16 protein-coding genes are annotated in these 16369 nt (G+C 70.9%); 12 read left to right on the top strand and 4 right to left on the bottom strand.

Annotation, left to right across the window (positions count from 1 at the left end):
• The first annotated feature begins 243 nt into the window (after positions 1 to 243).
• The 10 genes from ACMXN5_RS18125 to pstB all read left to right on the top strand — a co-directional run bounded on the left by ACMXN5_RS18125 (position 244) and on the right by pstB (position 11679).
• Complete coding sequence (locus ACMXN5_RS18125) at positions 244 to 957, top strand: response regulator transcription factor (RefSeq protein ID WP_078975999.1); 714 nt, start codon at positions 244 to 246, stop codon at positions 955 to 957.
• 232 nt (positions 958 to 1189) lie between these two features.
• Entirely contained in the window at positions 1190 to 2209 is a 1020-nt protein-coding gene (locus tag ACMXN5_RS18120) for a LacI family DNA-binding transcriptional regulator (protein WP_078976000.1), read from the top strand.
• Between the two features lie 69 nt (positions 2210 to 2278).
• Complete coding sequence (gene mshD, locus ACMXN5_RS18115; protein WP_439676138.1) at positions 2279 to 3220, top strand: mycothiol synthase; 942 nt, start codon at positions 2279 to 2281, stop codon at positions 3218 to 3220.
• A gap of 84 nt (positions 3221 to 3304) precedes the next feature.
• Positions 3305 to 5479: an RNA degradosome polyphosphate kinase gene (locus tag ACMXN5_RS18110; protein WP_380008809.1), complete on the top strand. Its 2175-nt coding sequence runs from the start codon at positions 3305 to 3307 to the stop codon at positions 5477 to 5479.
• Entirely contained in the window at positions 5466 to 6458 is a 993-nt protein-coding gene (locus ACMXN5_RS18105; RefSeq protein ID WP_439676137.1) for a CHAD domain-containing protein, read from the top strand. The genes ACMXN5_RS18110 and ACMXN5_RS18105 overlap by 14 nt, the downstream gene beginning before the upstream one ends.
• Positions 6451 to 7263, top strand: a complete 813-nt coding sequence (locus tag ACMXN5_RS18100; protein WP_439676136.1) for an NUDIX hydrolase — start codon at positions 6451 to 6453, stop codon at positions 7261 to 7263. The genes ACMXN5_RS18105 and ACMXN5_RS18100 overlap by 8 nt, the downstream gene beginning before the upstream one ends.
• A 289-nt stretch (positions 7264 to 7552) precedes the next feature.
• Positions 7553 to 8698, top strand: a complete 1146-nt coding sequence (gene pstS, locus ACMXN5_RS18095) for a phosphate ABC transporter substrate-binding protein PstS (RefSeq protein ID WP_439676135.1) — start codon at positions 7553 to 7555, stop codon at positions 8696 to 8698.
• A gap of 37 nt (positions 8699 to 8735) precedes the next feature.
• Positions 8736 to 9731 (top strand): phosphate ABC transporter permease subunit PstC, encoded by a 996-nt coding sequence (pstC, locus tag ACMXN5_RS18090; RefSeq protein WP_439676134.1) that lies wholly within the window; start codon positions 8736 to 8738, stop codon positions 9729 to 9731.
• Complete coding sequence (gene pstA / locus ACMXN5_RS18085; protein ID WP_395796946.1) at positions 9728 to 10837, top strand: phosphate ABC transporter permease PstA; 1110 nt, start codon at positions 9728 to 9730, stop codon at positions 10835 to 10837. Before pstC ends, pstA begins: the two co-directional genes overlap by 4 nt.
• 65 nt (positions 10838 to 10902) lie before the next feature.
• Positions 10903 to 11679, top strand: a complete 777-nt coding sequence (pstB, locus tag ACMXN5_RS18080; RefSeq protein WP_078976006.1) for a phosphate ABC transporter ATP-binding protein PstB — start codon at positions 10903 to 10905, stop codon at positions 11677 to 11679.
• A gap of 193 nt (positions 11680 to 11872) precedes the next feature.
• On the opposite strand, the gene ACMXN5_RS18075 is transcribed toward pstB, so the two are convergent.
• Both ACMXN5_RS18075 and ACMXN5_RS18070 read right to left on the bottom strand, forming a co-directional pair.
• Positions 11873 to 12868, bottom strand: coding sequence for an inorganic phosphate transporter (locus ACMXN5_RS18075; protein ID WP_380008791.1), 996 nt, complete (start codon positions 12866 to 12868; stop codon positions 11873 to 11875).
• A 4-nt stretch (positions 12869 to 12872) separates the two neighbouring features.
• Positions 12873 to 13493, bottom strand: coding sequence for a DUF47 domain-containing protein (locus ACMXN5_RS18070; RefSeq protein WP_020552276.1), 621 nt, complete (start codon positions 13491 to 13493; stop codon positions 12873 to 12875).
• Positions 13494 to 13878: 385 nt separating this feature from the next.
• Here ACMXN5_RS18070 and ACMXN5_RS18065 point away from each other — a divergent pair, with 385 nt between their 5' ends.
• Positions 13879 to 14283 (top strand): metal-sensitive transcriptional regulator, encoded by a 405-nt coding sequence (locus ACMXN5_RS18065; RefSeq protein WP_380008788.1) that lies wholly within the window; start codon positions 13879 to 13881, stop codon positions 14281 to 14283.
• A 28-nt stretch (positions 14284 to 14311) separates the two neighbouring features.
• Positions 14312 to 14473, top strand: a complete 162-nt coding sequence (locus ACMXN5_RS18060) for a hypothetical protein (RefSeq protein WP_439676133.1) — start codon at positions 14312 to 14314, stop codon at positions 14471 to 14473.
• A 184-nt stretch (positions 14474 to 14657) separates the two neighbouring features.
• On the opposite strand, the gene ACMXN5_RS18055 is transcribed toward ACMXN5_RS18060, so the two are convergent.
• Both ACMXN5_RS18055 and ACMXN5_RS18050 read right to left on the bottom strand, forming a co-directional pair.
• A complete protein-coding gene (locus ACMXN5_RS18055) occupies positions 14658 to 15545 on the bottom strand; it encodes a hypothetical protein (protein ID WP_439676132.1) in 888 nt (295 codons plus the stop codon).
• A gap of 89 nt (positions 15546 to 15634) precedes the next feature.
• Positions 15635 to 16342: a GntR family transcriptional regulator gene (locus ACMXN5_RS18050; RefSeq protein WP_439676131.1), complete on the bottom strand. Its 708-nt coding sequence runs from the start codon at positions 16340 to 16342 to the stop codon at positions 15635 to 15637.
• Between the last annotated feature and the right edge of the window lie 27 nt (positions 16343 to 16369).

Below are 16369 nucleotides of genomic sequence, written 5' to 3'. Positions count from 1 at the left end.
GGGTCGCCGAATGTCGGGTGGGGTGTCCGCAGTGCGGGAAGATCCCCGGGTGGGTCGGTTCCTCGAGACATGTTCGCTATCCTGGCCCCGCAGGCTCTCCTCCGATGACGGGCACACCCCAAGGACCCCGGTAGTGGTTCCCCAACGGTTACGGAATCGGACGAGTCGGCGACCGATGAAGGATCCGGGCGACGATGCCCCGGGTCCTTTCGTGTTTTGTGCCTGTTTTTGGGAGGTGTCCCGTTGAGTGCCCTGCTGCTGCTCACGAACGCGCTCCAGCCGTCTGCCGAGGTGCTGCCCGCGCTCGGACTGCTGCTGCACCAGGTACGGGTGGCCCCGGCCGAGGCCTCCGCCCTGGTCGACGCGCCCGCCGCCGACGTCATCCTGGTCGACGGCAGGCGTGACCTCCCCCAGGTGCGCAGCCTGTGTCGGGTCCTGCGGACCACCGGGGTCGGCGCCCCCCTGGTCCTGGTGGCCACCGAGGGCGGACTGGCCGCGCTGACCGCCGACTGGGGCGTCGACGACGTACTCCTGGACACCGCCGGGCCGGCCGAGGTCGAGGCCCGCCTGCGGCTGGCGATCGGCCGACTCCAGGCGGCGCAGGGCGCGGAGGACGAGCCCACCGAGATCCGCAACGGCGACCTGAGCATCGACGAGGCCACCTACAGCGCGAAGCTGCGCGGGCGGGTGCTCGATCTGACGTTCAAGGAGTTCGAGCTGATCAAGTACCTCGCGCAGCATCCGGGCAGGGTGTTCACCCGGGCCCAGCTGCTGCAGGAGGTGTGGGGATACGACTACTTCGGCGGCACCCGCACGGTGGACGTGCACGTGCGCCGGCTGCGGGCCAAACTCGGGCCGGAGCACGAGTCGCTGATCGGCACCGTGCGCAACGTCGGCTACCGGTTCGTGGTACCCGACCGAGGTGTCGGGGACGTCGCGGTCGCCGAGCGGGTGTGAGCCCGCACACCCGAACGACCCGTGTCCGCGCACCCGGGCGAGCGGCCTTCGGCGTCCGACGGCGGCCGGAGTCCGCAAGTGAACCCCGCCCAGTCGATCGACGCGGCGGAACATCCGGCGCCCATGCCCACAAAACAGACTTATCCGGAAGAACGCGGAGGACCGCCCCGTCCCCGCGTCCAGGTTGTGAACTCCCGTGAGCCGCGCCGGTCCCCGTCCCTACAATGACCGCGTGCCCAAAGTGACCCGCGACGACGTCGCCCGCCTCGCGGGGACCTCCACCGCGGTGGTCTCCTACGTCGTCAACAACGGCCCGCGCCCGGTCGCTCCGGCCACGCGCGAGCGAGTGCTCGCGGCCATAGACAAGCTCGGCTACCGCCCCGACAGCGTGGCCCAGGCGATGGCCAGCCGTCGTACGAACCTGATCGGATTGGTGCTGCCCGACGCCCGGCAACCGTTCTTCGCCGAACTCGCGCACACCGTCGAGCAGGCCGCGTTCGAGCAGGGCCGGCTGGTGTTGATCGGCAACTCCGACTACGAGGACGACCGCGAACTGCACTACGTGCGCGCGTTCCTCGGCATGCAGGTGTCCGGCCTCGTGCTGGTCAGCCAGGGCCCCTCCGAGCGCGCCGCGCGCGAGATCGCCACCCGCGACGTGCGGGTGGTGCTGATGCACCGCCAACCCGACGCGCTGGGCGGCGACGCGGTCATCCTGGACGACGTCCAGGGCGCCTACACGGCGGTCCGGCACCTGGTGGACACGCACGGCTTCACCCGAGTGGACTGCCTCGGCGGGCCGCCCACCACCCCCGACTCCGGCGACCCGGTCACCGACCACGTCACCGGCTGGCGGCGGGCGCTGGCCGAGCGCGGACTGCCCACCGAGGGACTGCTGCACGAGGCGCCGTTCGGCCGCTTCGGCGCCTACCAGGTCGCACTGTCCCTGCTGTCCGGGCCGGACCGGCCCCGGGCGCTGTTCTGCTCGACCGACGACCAGGCGATGGGCGTGCTGCACGCGGCGCGCGAGGTGGGCCTGCGGGTGCCGGACGACCTCGCGGTGGTCGGCTTCGACGACATCGCCGAGGCGGCCATCGCCGACCCGCCGCTGACCACGGTCACCTCCGACCGGCCGGGCATGGCCCGCGCCGCGGTGGAGCTGGCCCTGGAGCGCGAACCGGCCGCCGCCGGGGACCCGCGGGTGCGTACCTTCCCGTCCACGTTGGTGGTCCGGCGCAGCTGCGGTTGCGGCTGACCGTCCCGGACCCGGCCGCGGCCGACGGCCCCGGGACGCCTCCCGGCGTCGCTCAGTACCGTGGACGTCATGGACCTCGCGGATGTGTCGATCGAGACGGTGAATCGGGCCTCGGCGGATGACGCCGCCGCCGTACTGGCCCTGGCGGAGGCGGCGGCCGGCGTCGACGGCGCGGCGCCGTTGTCCGAGCAGTCCCGCCTCGAGCTGCGCCACGGCGGGCCCGCGTCGCGCGAGCTGCTGGCCCGCGACGCCTCCGGGATCGTCGGCTTCGCGCACCTCGACGGCGCGGACCCGGTGGACGGGCCCGCCGCCGAACTGTTCGTGGTGCCGGCCGCGCGCGGCGCGGGCCTGGGTCGGGCGCTGCTCGAAGCCGTGCTCGCCGAGGCCGCGCGGGTCGACGAGCGGGGCCGGTTGCGGGTGTGGGCGCACGGCAAGCTGCCGGCGGCCGGGCGCCTGGCCGAGGCGCTGGACTTCACCGCGTTCCGCGAGTTGTGGCAGATGCGCCGGGTGGCCGACACCCCGGTGCCCGAGGTCGCCACGCCCGCGGACGTGCGGCTGCGCACCTTCCGCCCGGGGGTGGACGACCGGGCCTGGCTCGCGCTGAACGCGAAGGCGTTCGCCCACCACCCCGAGCAGGGCGCGTGGACGGCCGAGGATCTGACCCGGCGGTTCGCCGAGCCGTGGTTCGACCCGGCCGGCTTCTTCCTCGCCGAGGACGCGAACTCCGGCGAGTTGCTCGGCTTCCACTGGACGAAGACACATCCCGCGACGGCGGACTCGGGTCCGCTGGGCGAGGTGTACGTGGTCGGCGTCGACCCCGCCGCGCAGGGTCGCGGCCTGGGCGCGCTGCTGACCGCGGTGGGCCTGCGACACCTGGCCGAGCGCACCGTCGACGGCGTGCCGCTCGCCGAAATACTGCTGTATGTGGACGCGGACAACGAGCCGGCGGTCAAGGTCTATACCCGTTTGGGCTTTCGTGTGCATACAGTCGATGTGATGTACCGACGTTGAACACCGTGTGAAACCTGGCGAACAACTGTTTCGGGTCGCCTTCGTACAGGTGCACATAGACCGTCGCGAAAAGACAATGGTCTGATGAACGCCGAGACTCCCGCCGCACGATCCTCCCGACACCTCACCGTGGCCGTGCCGCCGGCGAAGAACGGCGGCACCGCCGTCACCGCGGCTGCGGTGCACGCGGAGTCCGAGCTGCCCCCGGACCGGTTCCTGGACCGCGAGGGCAGCTGGCTGGCGTTCAACGAGCGGGTGCTCGAACTCGCCGAGGATCCGAGCACCCCGCTCCTGGAGCGGGCTCGATATCTGGCCATCTTCGCGTCCAACCTCGACGAGTTCTTCATGGTCCGGGTGGCCGGCCTCAAGCGCCGGATCGCCACCGGCCTGGCCGTACGCGCGGCGAGCGGACTCCAGCCGCGCGAGGTGCTGGAGAACATCTGGTCGCGCAGCCGCGCGCTGATGGCCCGCCACTCCACCTGCTTCCACCACGACGTGCTGCCCGCGCTGGGCGAGGCCGACATCCAGCTGCTGCGCTTCGACGACCTCACCGACGGCGAGCGGCAGTCGCTCTACGCGCTCTTTCGCGAGCGGGTCTTCCCGGTGCTCACCCCGTTGGCGGTCGACCCGGCACACCCCTTCCCGTACATCTCCGGCCTGTCGCTGAACCTGGCCGTGATCGTGCGCAACCCGCGCTCGGGCAACGAGCACTTCGCCCGGGTCAAGGTGCCGCCGCTGCTGCCGCGCTTCGTGGAGACCTCGCCGGCCCGCTTCGTGCCACTGGAGGAGGTGATCGCCGAGTTCCTGGGCGATCTGTTCCCGGGCATGGACGTGCTCGGGCACCACGCGTTCCGGGTCACCCGCAACGAGGACCTGGAGGTGGAGGAGGACGACGCGGAGAACCTGCTCCAGGCGCTGGAGCGGGAGCTGATGCGCCGCCGGTTCGGCCCGCCGGTGCGCCTGGAGGTCGAGGAGACCATCGACCCGCACGTGCTCGACCTGCTCGTGCGCGAGTTGGGCGTGGGCGAGAAGGAGGTCTACCCGCTGCCGGGGCCGCTGGACCTGACCGGGCTGCACGCGATCGCCGACCTGGACCGGCCGGAGCTGAAATTCGGCCGCTTCGTCGCCGGCACCCACCGCGACCTGGCCGAGGTGGAGACCGCGCAGGCCGCCGACGTGTTCGCCGCGATGCGCAAGCGCGACATCCTGGTGCACCACCCCTACGACTCGTTCGCGACGTCGGTCCAGGCCTTCCTGGAGCAGGCCGCGGCCGATCCGAACGTGCTCGCGATCAAGCAGACCCTGTACCGCACCTCGGGCGACTCGCCGATCGTGGACGCGCTGGTGGACGCGGCCGAATCGGGCAAGCAGGTACTGGTCCTGGTCGAGCTCAAGGCCCGCTTCGACGAGCACGCCAACATCACCTGGGCGCGCAAGCTGGAGCAGGCCGGCTGCCACGTCGTGCACGGCGTGGTGGGCCTGAAGACGCACTCCAAGCTGTGCCTGGTGGTGCGCCAGGAGGGCGACGCGCTGCGCCGCTACTGTCACATCGGCACCGGCAACTACAACCCCAAGACCGCCCGCCTGTACGAGGACCTGGGCCTGCTGACCGCCGACCCGCAGGTCGGCGAGGACATGTCGAACCTGTTCAACCGGCTCTCCGGCTACTCGCGCGCGCAGTCGTTCCGGCGCCTGCTGGTCGCGCCGCACTCGCTGCGCAACGGACTGGTCGAGCGGATAGAGCGGGAGGTGGCCAACCACGAGGCGGGCCTGCCCGCCTACGTCCGGCTGAAGTCCAACTCGCTGGTGGACGAGCTGGTGATCGACGCGCTGTACCGCGCCTCGCAGGCGGGCGTCCCGGTGGACCTGTGGATCCGGGGCATCTGCGCGCTGCGGCCGGGCGTTCCCGGGTTGTCCGAGACCATCCGAGTGCGCAGTATTCTCGGCCGATTTTTGGAACACTCCAGGGTATGGGTCTTCGCCGGCGGCGGTGAGCCCGAGGTGTGGATCGGCAGCGCCGACCTGATGCACCGCAATCTCGACCGCAGGGTCGAGGCCGCGGTGCGGCTGCGCGGCGATCGACACCGCGACGAGATGACGTCCTTCATGGACCTGGGGATGAGCGCGGAGACCGCGTCCTGGCACCTCGACCGGGACGGTACCTGGACCAGGCACGCGACGGCGGCCGACGGCACCCGGCTTCGCGACGTGCAGGAGCACCTCATCGAGACCCGGAGGCGCAGACGTGGCCCGGAGTAGCAAGCAGGCGACGACCATTCCCCGACCGCGCGCGGCGGCCGAGGACACCTCCGCCGGCGAGATCCTGCTCGCCCATCTGGTCGGCGAGGCGGGCGCGTTCATCGACCAGCTGCCCCGCCTGGGCGCGGGCGAGGAGGACGCCGCGCACCAGGCGCGAGTGGCCGCCAGACGCATCCGCAGCGCGCTGGCCACCTGCGCGCCGCTGCTCGACCCGGAACCCGCCACACGCCTGCGCACCCGGCTGCGCGAGGCCGCGGACGCGCTGGCCGGCGAGCGCGACTCCGAGGTATTGCTCGAACGGCTGCTCGCGGACCTGGACGCGCTGCCCGAGCGGCCGGGGACGGTCCGGGCCCGGGCGCTGGTCGGGCGTCGACTGCGCGGCGATCTGGGCTCCGGACGTGCCCGGGCGCTGGCCGCGCTCGACTCGGGACTGTTCACCACGCTGTCCGCCGAACTCGTGGAGCCGGCCCTGGGGCTGACCTTCACCGAGCGGGCGGCGGACCCGGGCACCGAGGTGGTGCCGAAGCTGGTGGCCCGCACGCTGCGCCGACTCGACCGGGCCGCCGACGCGCTGCCGCTGGTCGCGGCGGGGGTGCCGTATCCGGATCCCGTGGACGCCCCGGGCTTCTCGCCGTACGCGGGCACCGACGACGAGGCGTGGCACCGGGTGCGGATCCTGGCCAAGCGGGCCCGCTACGCCGCCGACATGTGCGTGCCCGCGTTCGGCGCGCCCGCCGCCCGGCTGGCCCGGCGGCTCAAGGCGGTCACCGAGGTCCTGGGCATCCACCAGGACGCGTGCATCGCGGCCGGCGCGGTGGCCGAGCTGGCGGCCACGCCCCGGATCGGCGGGCCCGCCTCGTTCGTACTCGGCGAGTTGTACGCCCGCGAGCGGTGGGCGGCGACGGCGCAGCGCCACGCGTTCACCCGGGTCTGGCCCGGGGCCTACGCGCACGACGTCAGGTCGTGGCTCGATGGATGACCCGCCCGGGGCGGCGGAGCCCGCGCACGATCCGGTGCTCGCCGCGGGTGGGGTGTTGTGGCGGCGCACCCCCGACGGGACGCAGGTGGGGCTGGTGCACCGGCCGCGCTACGACGACTGGTCCTTCCCCAAGGGCAAGCTGGAGCCCGGTGAGCCCGCGGTGGTGGCCGCGGTGCGCGAGATCGCCGAGGAGACCGGTTTCCGGGCCGTGCTGGGCCGGGAGTTGGGGGTGCGCAGCTATCCGATGCGCTCGCGCGACCGGGTCAAGATCAACCGCTACTGGGTGGCGGAGGCGGTGTCGGGCGGGTTCACCCCCAATCACGAGGTGGACCGGATGTGGTGGGGCGCGCCGGAGGAGGCCGCGGAGCGCAGTGGGACGCCGGACTACACCGCGTCGTTGATCGAGGCGTTTCGCACCGGGCCGCCGCCGGCGACGGTGCCGGTCGTGGTGTTGCGCGCGGGCCCGGCGTTCGCCCCGGACCTGGTGCCGATGCTGGCCGCGTTCGCGCCGGTCGAGGTGTACGGGTGCGCGGAGCCGGACGCCGCGGCGACGGTGGCGCCGTATGTGGCGGCGGCCGGGGCGCGGGTGCACACGGCCGCCGTGTCGCCCGCCGAGGCGGTGCGCGCGGGTCGGCCCGCGCTGCTGTGTACGCCCGTCCCGGATCTGCCGGCGATCGCCTCCGGGGCCGGTTCGCCCCGGCTGCCGGCGGAGCCGTTGTTGCCCGGCGAATTCGCCGTGTTGCACACGTGGGCGGGGCGGGTGGTGGCCGTGGGCCGATACGCCCCCTATCCGACGGGAAGCTGAGCGCTTGGTCAAGCCGTGATCACGGTTTACCGAACGTAACTCGGCGTCCATCTGAACGCGGGATGAACGTCGCTCGGGCGTCACTCCAAAGCCGCAGTTCGCGGGCGGTAAATGGCCACATGAACGGACAATTCATCCAGCGGTCGGCTTATCTGACTCGACCGTTCGAGTTCACCCTCGGTTCACTTTCCCCGGCGGATCGCTTCATTCACACAGCCTAACTTCGTGCATGACGGCGACCGCTCGGGTCGTCGCGACCACGAGCAGAGTTCGATCGAAAGGGAGCGCCGTGACCATTCGGCCCCGCAGTGTCCGTCGCGGTATCGGCTTCACCGGCCTGGCACTCGCCGGCGCGCTCACGCTGGCCGCGTGTGGCTCCGACGACAACAGCTCGGGTGACGAGAAGAACTCGTCCACGAAGGCTGCGTCCGCCCCCGGCGCGGAGGCCCCCAAGGGTGACTGCGGCACCGGCAAGCTCGCCGCCGCCGGCTCCAGCGCGCAGAAGAACGCGATGGACGAGTGGATCAAGGCGTACCAGGCCAAGTGTTCGGGTGCCACGATCGACTACGCGTCCTCGGGTTCGGGCACCGGCCGCCAGTCGTTCTTCGACAAGCAGGTCACCTTCGCGGGCTCCGACTCGGCGCTCAAGCCGGAAGAGGTCGCCAAGGCCGCCGCCGCGTGCGCGCCGGGCCAGGCGATCAACCTCCCGATGGTGACCGGCCCGATCGCGGTCGCGTACAACGTCTCCGGCGCCAAGGACCTGGTCCTGGACGCGAAGACGATCGCCGGCATCTTCTCCGGCAAGATCACCAAGTGGGACGCCGCCGAGATCAAGGCGCTGAACCCGAACGCGCAGCTGCCCGGCACCGCGATCCAGCCCGTGCACCGGTCCGAGGCGTCCGGCACCACCGAGAACTTCACCAAGTACCTCAAGGCCGCCGCCGGCGCCGACTGGACCTTCGACTCGGCCCAGGACTGGAAGGCCCCGGGTGGCCAGGGCGCCAAGGGCAGCGAGGGCGTCGCGCAGATCGTGAAGTCGACGCAGGGCGCGATCACCTACGTGGAGCAGTCCTACGCGGAGAACGCCGGCCTGAACATCGCCGCGATCAACACGGGCGCGTCGGCTCCGGTCAAGCTCACCCCCGAGGCCGCGGGCAAGGCCGTCGAGGCGGCCAAGATCGCGGGCGAGGGCAACGACCTGAAGCTGTCGGTCGACTACGCGACCAAGGCCGAGGGCGCCTACCCGATCATCCTGGTGACCTACGAGATCGTCTGCGAGAGGGGCACCGCGGCGGACAAGCTCCCGCTGATGAAGTCCTTCCTCACCTACACCTCCAGCGCCGAAGGCCAGAAGGTCCTCGCGGGCATCGGCTACGCGCCGCTCCCGACGACCGTCGCGGACAAGGTCCGCGCCGCCGTGGCCGGTCTGTCCTAGTCCGAGCCCGCTGAGCGACCGACTCGTACGGAGAGAGATGTCCACCACCACCCCCACCGCACCGGCGGACCCCGAGCGCAAGGCCCCCGTGGCCAAGCGCGTCAAGGTCCGACCAGGCGACCGGATCTTCTCCGGTGCCGCCCGCGGCGCCGGCATCAGCCTGCTCGCCATCATGGCCGCGATCGCGATCTTCCTCGTGGTCAAGGCGACGGACGCACTGTCGAAGAACCAGGGCAGCTTCCTGACCGACCAGGGTTGGGACCCGAACGTGGCCAAGCCCGCGTTCGGCGTCGTCACCCTGGTGTTCGGCACGGTTGTCAGCGCCACCATCGCGATGGTCATCGCGGTGCCGGTCGCGGTGGGGGTGGCGCTGTTCATCACGCACTACGCACCCCGGCGGATCGCCCAGACACTCGGTTACATCGTCGACCTGCTGGCCGCGGTGCCCAGCGTGGTCTACGGCCTGTGGGGCTACATCTTCCTGGCCCCCAAGCTGCTCGGCCTGCACACCTGGCTGGCCGACTACCTCGGCTGGATCCCGATCTTCGACAAGGAGCAGCCGGGCGCCACCGCCCGCACGCTGTTCACCGTCGGCATCGTGCTGGCCATCATGATCCTGCCGATCATCGCGGCGGTCACCCGTGAGGTCTTCCTCCAGGTGCCCCAGGCCCACGAGGAGGCCGCGCTCGCGCTCGGCGCCACCCGCTGGGAGATGATCCGGGTCGCGGTGCTGCCCTACGGCAAGCCCGGCATCATCAGCGCGTCGATGCTCGGCCTCGGCCGCGCGGTCGGCGAGACCATCGCGGTCGCGATGGTGCTCTCGCCCAGCTTCGACCTCTCGATCCACATCCTGGACCCGGGCAACACCACGATCGCGGCGAACATCGCGAACCAGTTCGGCGAATCCAACGACATCGGCCGCGGCGCGCTGATCGCCTCCGGTCTGGTCCTGTTCATCATGACGCTGCTCGTCAACGGCGCCGCGCGCGTCGTCATCAACCGGCGCAAGGCGTTCTCTGGAGCGAACTCATGACCGTCCTGGACACGGGCGACAAGCGCCCGGGCATCGGTACGGACGCGGCCGAGAGCGGTCGCGGGGGGCCGGCCGATCCGCGCGTGGCGTCGCTGACCCGGCGGACCCTGCCGCGTCAGGTGCCGTGGGCGATCGCCGGCGGCGGCGTGCTGCTGACGATCGTGTTCAAGCTGACCCTGGACAACTGGGCGCTCGCGGTCTTCCTCGCCGGCGTGATCTTCATCGTCGCGCTCTCCGCCGTCTCGTGGCGCTTCGAGGACGCCCGTCGGGCCCGGGACCGGTTCGCCACCAGCCTGATCTCCACCACGTTCGTGCTCGCCGTGCTGCCGCTGGTCTCGCTGCTCGGCTACACGATCCAGCGCGGCATCGACAAGCTCACCCCGTACTTCCTGTCCCACTCGATGCGCGGCGTGGGCGCCCGGGACGACACCGGCGGCGTCTACCACGCGATCATCGGCACCCTGGAGCAGGTCGGCCTGGCCACCCTGATCGCGGTCCCGATCGGCCTGCTCACCGCGATCTACCTGGTCGAGTACGGGCGCGGCCGGCTGGCCAAGACGGTGACCTTCTTCGTCGACGTGATGACGGGTCTGCCGTCGATCGTCGCGGGTCTGTTCATCTACGCCTTCTGGATCCTGATGCTCGGCTTCGAGGCCTCCGGCTTCGCCGGGTCGCTGGCGCTGATGATCCTGATGCTGCCGACGGTGGTGCGCTCCGCCGAGGAGATGCTCAAGCTCGTCCCGAACGAGCTGCGCGAGGCCAGCCTGGCGCTCGGCATCCCGAAGTGGCGCACCGTGCTCAAGGTCGTGCTGCCCACCGCGTTCGGCGGCATCGTCACCGGCGTGATGCTCTCCATCGCCCGCGTGATCGGCGAGACCGCCCCGCTGCTGCTGCTCGTCGGGCTCACCCAGTCGATCAACACCGACCCCTTCTCGGGGTGGCAATCGGCGCTGCCGCTGTACGTGTTCGACCAGAACCACGCCGGCAACAAGTTCGCCGAGGAACGGGCCTGGGCCGCGGCACTCACGCTGATCCTCATCGTGATGATCCTCAACCTGGCGGCGCGGCTGATCGCCCGCTGGAAGGCACCGAAGGCGGGCCGATGAAGGCCACGACGAGGACCCGTACGGCCGACCGCGGCACCGACATCCGCACCGATCCAGAGGCAGGAATGACCAAGCGCATCGAAGTTGCCGGACTCAACGCCTACTACGGCTCGCACAAGGCCGTCGAGGACATCTCGATGACCATGGAGCCGCGTTCGGTCACGGCCTTCATCGGTCCCTCCGGCTGCGGCAAGTCCACCTTCATCCGCACCCTGAACCGCATGCACGAGCTGATCCCGGGCGCCTCCGTGGACGGCTCGGTCGCGCTCGACGGGCAGGACCTGTACGGCAGCGACATCGACCCGGTGGCGGTGCGCCGCACGGTCGGCATGGTGTTCCAGCGGCCCAACCCCTTCCCGACCATGTCGATCTACGACAACGTCGCGGCCGGGCTCAAGCTCGCCGGGATCAAGCGCAAGGGCGACCTGGACGCGATCGTCGAGCGGTCGCTGCGCGGCGCCAACCTGTGGACCGAGGTCAAGGACCGGCTGAACAAGCCCGGCGCGGGCCTGTCCGGTGGCCAGCAGCAGCGACTGTGCATCGCGCGCGCGATCGCGGTCGAGCCGCAGGTGCTGCTGATGGACGAGCCGTGCTCGGCCCTGGACCCGATCTCCACGCTGGCGATCGAGGACCTGATCGCGCTGCTCAAGGAGCGCTACACGATCGTGATCGTGACGCACAACATGCAGCAGGCGGCCCGCGTCTCGGACAAGACCGCGTTCTTCAACCTGGCCGGCCCCGGTCAGCCCGGCAAGCTGGTGGAGATCGGCGACACCGAGACGATCTTCTCCGCGCCGACCGAGGAATCCACCGCCGACTACATCGCCGGCCGGTTCGGCTGACGGATCGACGCACCGAGCGACGAGTCGACGGATCGCCGACATGGACACGCGAGAGGGCCCGCACCGGATTCGGTGCGGGCCCTCTCGTCCGTTATGCGACACCTGTGCCAACCGTGCCGGCTGTGACATCCGTACCGTCCGGGCCGGATGCCGCGTGCGTCCTGCGTTACGCGCGCGGCGCGCGGCCCCCGGGTCAGCCCACGATCAGGTGGGCGATCCAGTAGGTACCCGCCGCGACCAGACCCGCGGCCGGCATCGTGGTGAACCAGCCGATCAGGATGTTCTTGGCGACACCCCAGCGCACCGCCTTGACCCGCTTGGTCGCGCCCACGCCCATGATCGCCGAGGTGATGATGTGCGTGGTGGAGATCGGCGCCTTGAAGACGTAGGCCGTGGTGTACAGGATCGACGCGGCCGTGGTCTCGGCGGCGAAGCCCTGCGGCGGGTCCAGCTCGATGATCTTGCGACCGAGGGTGCGCATGATGCGCCACCCGCCCGCGTAGGTGCCGGCCGAGAGCGTGATGGCGCAGGCGAGCTTGACCCACACCGGAATGCCGTCGCCCTCGTGGTGGCCGCTGATCACCAGCGCCATCACCACGATGCCCATCGTCTTCTGGGCGTCCTGGATGCCGTGCCCGAGCGCCATGCCGGCCGCCGAGACGGTCTGCGCGAGCCGGAATCCGCGCTTGGCCTTGTGCGGATTGGCCCTGCGGAACAGCCATATGATCCCGACCATCACCAGATAGCCGGCCACCAGACCGACCACCGGCGACAGGAACATCGGGATGACGACCTTTTCCAGCACGCCGTCCCAGTAGACGGTGCTGGAGCCCGCGAGCGCGGCGCCGACCAGGCCGCCGAACAGCGCGTGCGACGAGGACGAGGGCAGCCCGAAGTACCAGGTCAGCAGATTCCAGAAGATCGCGCCGACCAGCGCCGCGAACAGGATGACCAGACCTTGATGGCCCTCGGGGGTGGAGATCAGCCCTTCGCTGACGGTCTTCGCGACGCCTTCGCCGAGGAAGGCGCCGGCGAGGTTCATCACCGCGGCCATGGCCAGCGCCGCCCGCGGGGTCAGTGCCCGGGTGGACACCGAGGTGGCGATGGCGTTGGCCGAGTCGTGGAAGCCGTTGGTGTAGGTGAAGAAGAGCGCGACGCCGATGACGATGATCAGACCAGTGAGTTCCACTGGGTCAGGACTCCTTGACGGCGATCGTCTCGACCGTGTTCGCCACGTGCTCGAACCCGTCGGCGGCCTCTTCGAGCACGTCGACGATGCCCTTGAGCTTGAGCACGGTCAGCGCGTCGTACGCCCCGCTGAACAGGTGCGCCAGCAACTTGCGGTGGATCTGGTCGGCCTGGTTCTCGAGTCGGTTGATCTCGATCCAGTACTCGGTCAGGTCCTTCATCGTGCGCAGCCGGGGCATCGCCTCGGCGGTCAGCTCCGAGGCCCGCACGAGCACCTCGATCTGGTCCGCGACCTGGGGCGGGAGTTCGTCGAGCTGGTACAGCACGACCAGGTCGACCGCCTCTTCCATGTAGTCCATGACGTCGTCGAGTTGCGAGGCGAGCGCGTAGATGTCCTCGCGGTCGAACGGCGTGATGAAGGAGGCGTTGAGCTGGCGCATGATCGCATGCGTGGTGTCGTCACCGGCATGCTCGGCCGCGCGCATCCGTTCGGCGATCTCCGGACGAGCGGAGACCTCTGCGCCGAGCAACTCCGTCAGGAGCTTGGATGCGGTGACCAGGTTGCTCGCCGCTGCGGCGAACATGTCGTAGAAGCTCGTCTCCCTGGGGGTCAGACGCAATCGCACTTGAGGTCTCCGGGATAATGAAGGTGGTCGGCGTCGATGCTAGGCGCTCTTGCGGTCCTGCACGCAAACCGGGGAGTCGACGCGAACCCCGACCGTACCCGGCGGTAATGAGACACACGCGCACAGCGACGAACGGGCATGCGGAACCGCCCGTTCCGCCGTCGAGGACGCCCGTCACACGGCCAGAGTATGGGTCCGCGCACCATTCGAAAGACAGAGCGCCCTACCCTCGATCCATGTCGCCCACATCACACGAACCGAATCCGGGGATCGGCCGGCGCGACGCCCGCCGGAGCCGGTCGGCCGTGGGCGGGGCGATCGGAGCGCTTGCCGGATATACCCCCCGGGGGTAAATTCGAGACGTGGACGGTCACCCGATCGGGCCATGGACAGGTGGGAAACGGCCGCACGGACACGGGAGACGACGGTGGAACAGGATCCGCAGACGCCGGACACGAAGGCGACATCCGGCGCATCGGGGCACGAAACCTCGGGACACGGCGCGTCGGGACACGGCTACAGCGGGCGCAAGGACGAGCACCTGAAGCGGCTGCGTCGGGTCGAGGGGCAGATCCGCGGGTTGCAGCGCATGGTCTCCGAGGACGAATACTGCATCGACATCCTCACCCAGGTCTCGGCGGCGACCAAGGCGCTGCAGTCCTTCGCGCTCAGCCTGCTGGAGGAACACCTCGGGCACTGCGTGGCGAACGCGGTGGAAAAGGGTGGCCCGGAGGCGGACGAGAAGGTCAAGGAGGCGTCCCAGGCGATCGCACGCCTGGTGCGCTCCTGAGGCCGCGGCGACGGGGGCCGGCCCTGCCGTGCGCGCCCGACCCCCGGCCACCGGCCAGGCCGAGCACGGCGTCGATCTGCGCCTGGGTGAGCGGGCCCTCGCTCGCCGAGGCCGCGATCATCAGGTCCCCGTAGAGCTCGATCTCGTCGAGGACGACGTGGTCGTGCACGCGGCGATCGGAGAATCGTGACACTCCCATCGCCTCCTCGCGGCACGCCTCGGACGGTCCTTCGGCCCATCCAGCGTAGGGGCGGCTCCTCGGCGCGACCATGACACGCCTGGGTCATTTGGGAACCGCCCGGAACGACGTCGCGGAGGTGAACGGGGGCCGTCCGGCGGACCGGGCCGAGGCCCGGTCCGGCCGATCGCCGGGTCTAACCGCGTTTCGCCGGGATGCTCGGCGGGGCGGCGGGCGGAGCGGGCGTCACGTAGAGGTCCTTGGCCTCAGGCGGCTTGACGTCGACCACGACGCCGAAGTCGTACAGCTCCGCGGCGGAGAGCACCTTCGTCGTCGGCGCGGACTTGGCCTCGTCCGGACCCATCACGAACACGAACGACTCCTCGACCCTGCGCAGTCGACCGGCGTCGTCGAGGTAGGCGTCGAACGGAATCGGCGCGCCGTCGAAGGTCTTCAGCGCGGCGGCCAACGGGCCGCGCACCTCCGGCGCGGTCAGGTCGTGCGCCTTGCGGATGTCCAAAGTGCCCTTGTAGTGCCGCACGGTGTCCGGGCCCAGCTTCTCGGTGCCCACCAGGACCACGTCGTCGTTGACCCCACGCAGTATCTCGAAGGACGTCCCGGGGTCGGTGCCGCCGCCGCTGACCAGGTTGCCGTCGGCCAGCCCGTCGATCGCGAGGCGCACCCACTTGTCCTTGGGGATGCCGGGCGAGCCGTTCTTCATGTAGAGCGCGTCGGGGGTCAGGATCTCCTGGAGCGGCCCGGCGATGCCGGAGTCCTTGGGCGCGTCCACCGTGAGCGAACCGATGTGCCGGACATAGTCGAACATGCCCTGGCCGGTGAGCTTCACGACCCGGTTGTCGCTCTGCATCGTCATCGTGGTGCGGGTGCGCGAACTCTTCGCGCCGGTGGTGACGTCGGCCGCCTTGCGCACGGCGGCGACCGCGTCCGACGGGCCGCCGCTCGCGGCCCCGCCACTGCCCTTGACCTGCGCTCCCTGCGGTTGCACGTCGTCGCCCTGACAACCGGCGACCCCGGCCAGGACCAGGGCGCAACAGGCACCCGTGAGCGCGGTGCGGACCAACATGTGGGGTTCTCCCGGATGCTCGGAATCCTCGCGTGACGGCCGGCCACGCGGCGTCGGCTCGACGGGACAACGAGCGAGGCGACGCCGGGTTACGGCCGTTCGGGGGATGCCGGGGCGGCGGGGGCGTCCGCGAGGGCGGACGGGCGCGATCGGGCCAGCCGGCGGCGGGTCAGTTCCTCGGCGCCCGCCGCGTCGCGAGCCTCGATCAAGTCGAGCAATCGGTGCAGCTCGGCGGCGATCGAGCCGTGTTCGGCCGCGTCCGCCTCCGGACGGGGACCGTACAGCCGGGCCTGGGCCCGCAACTCGGCGACCACCTTGACCAGGCGCGCGTTCTTGGCCAGGCCGAGCAGGTGCGCGTGGAAGCGGTCCTCGGCGTCCACGCGGTCCGCCGCGCCGGCCCGCGCCGGCGCGTCGGCGATGTCGTCGACCAGCGCGCGCAGGCGCGGCATCTCGTCCGCGCAGCCGTCCCGGGCAAGCCGGGCGACGGTCGGTATCTCCAGGAGTTCGCGCAGGTCGTGCACATCGGCCAGGTCCGCGGCGGACATCGTGCGCACCCGGAAGCCCTTGTTGCGGACCGGTTCGACCAGGCCGTCCTTGGCCAGGTCGAGCAGTGCCTCGCGCACCGGCGTGGCGGACACCCCGAACCGGCCGGCCAGGGCGGGCGCCGAGTAGACCACCCCCGGCTGCATCCGGCCGGTCACCAGCGCGGCCCGGATCGCCCGCGCGACCTGTTCGCGCAGGCTCAGCCGCTCGCCCAGTCGGCCCGCGTCCCGGCCGCCCTCGGTGTCGTTGCCCATCGTGTCCGCCCCCTCGGCCGCGCCGCC

Source organism: Embleya australiensis, assembly GCF_051903075.1.
GTDB lineage: Bacteria > Actinomycetota > Actinomycetes > Streptomycetales > Streptomycetaceae > Embleya.
This window is presented reverse-complemented; position numbering and strand designations above follow the sequence as displayed.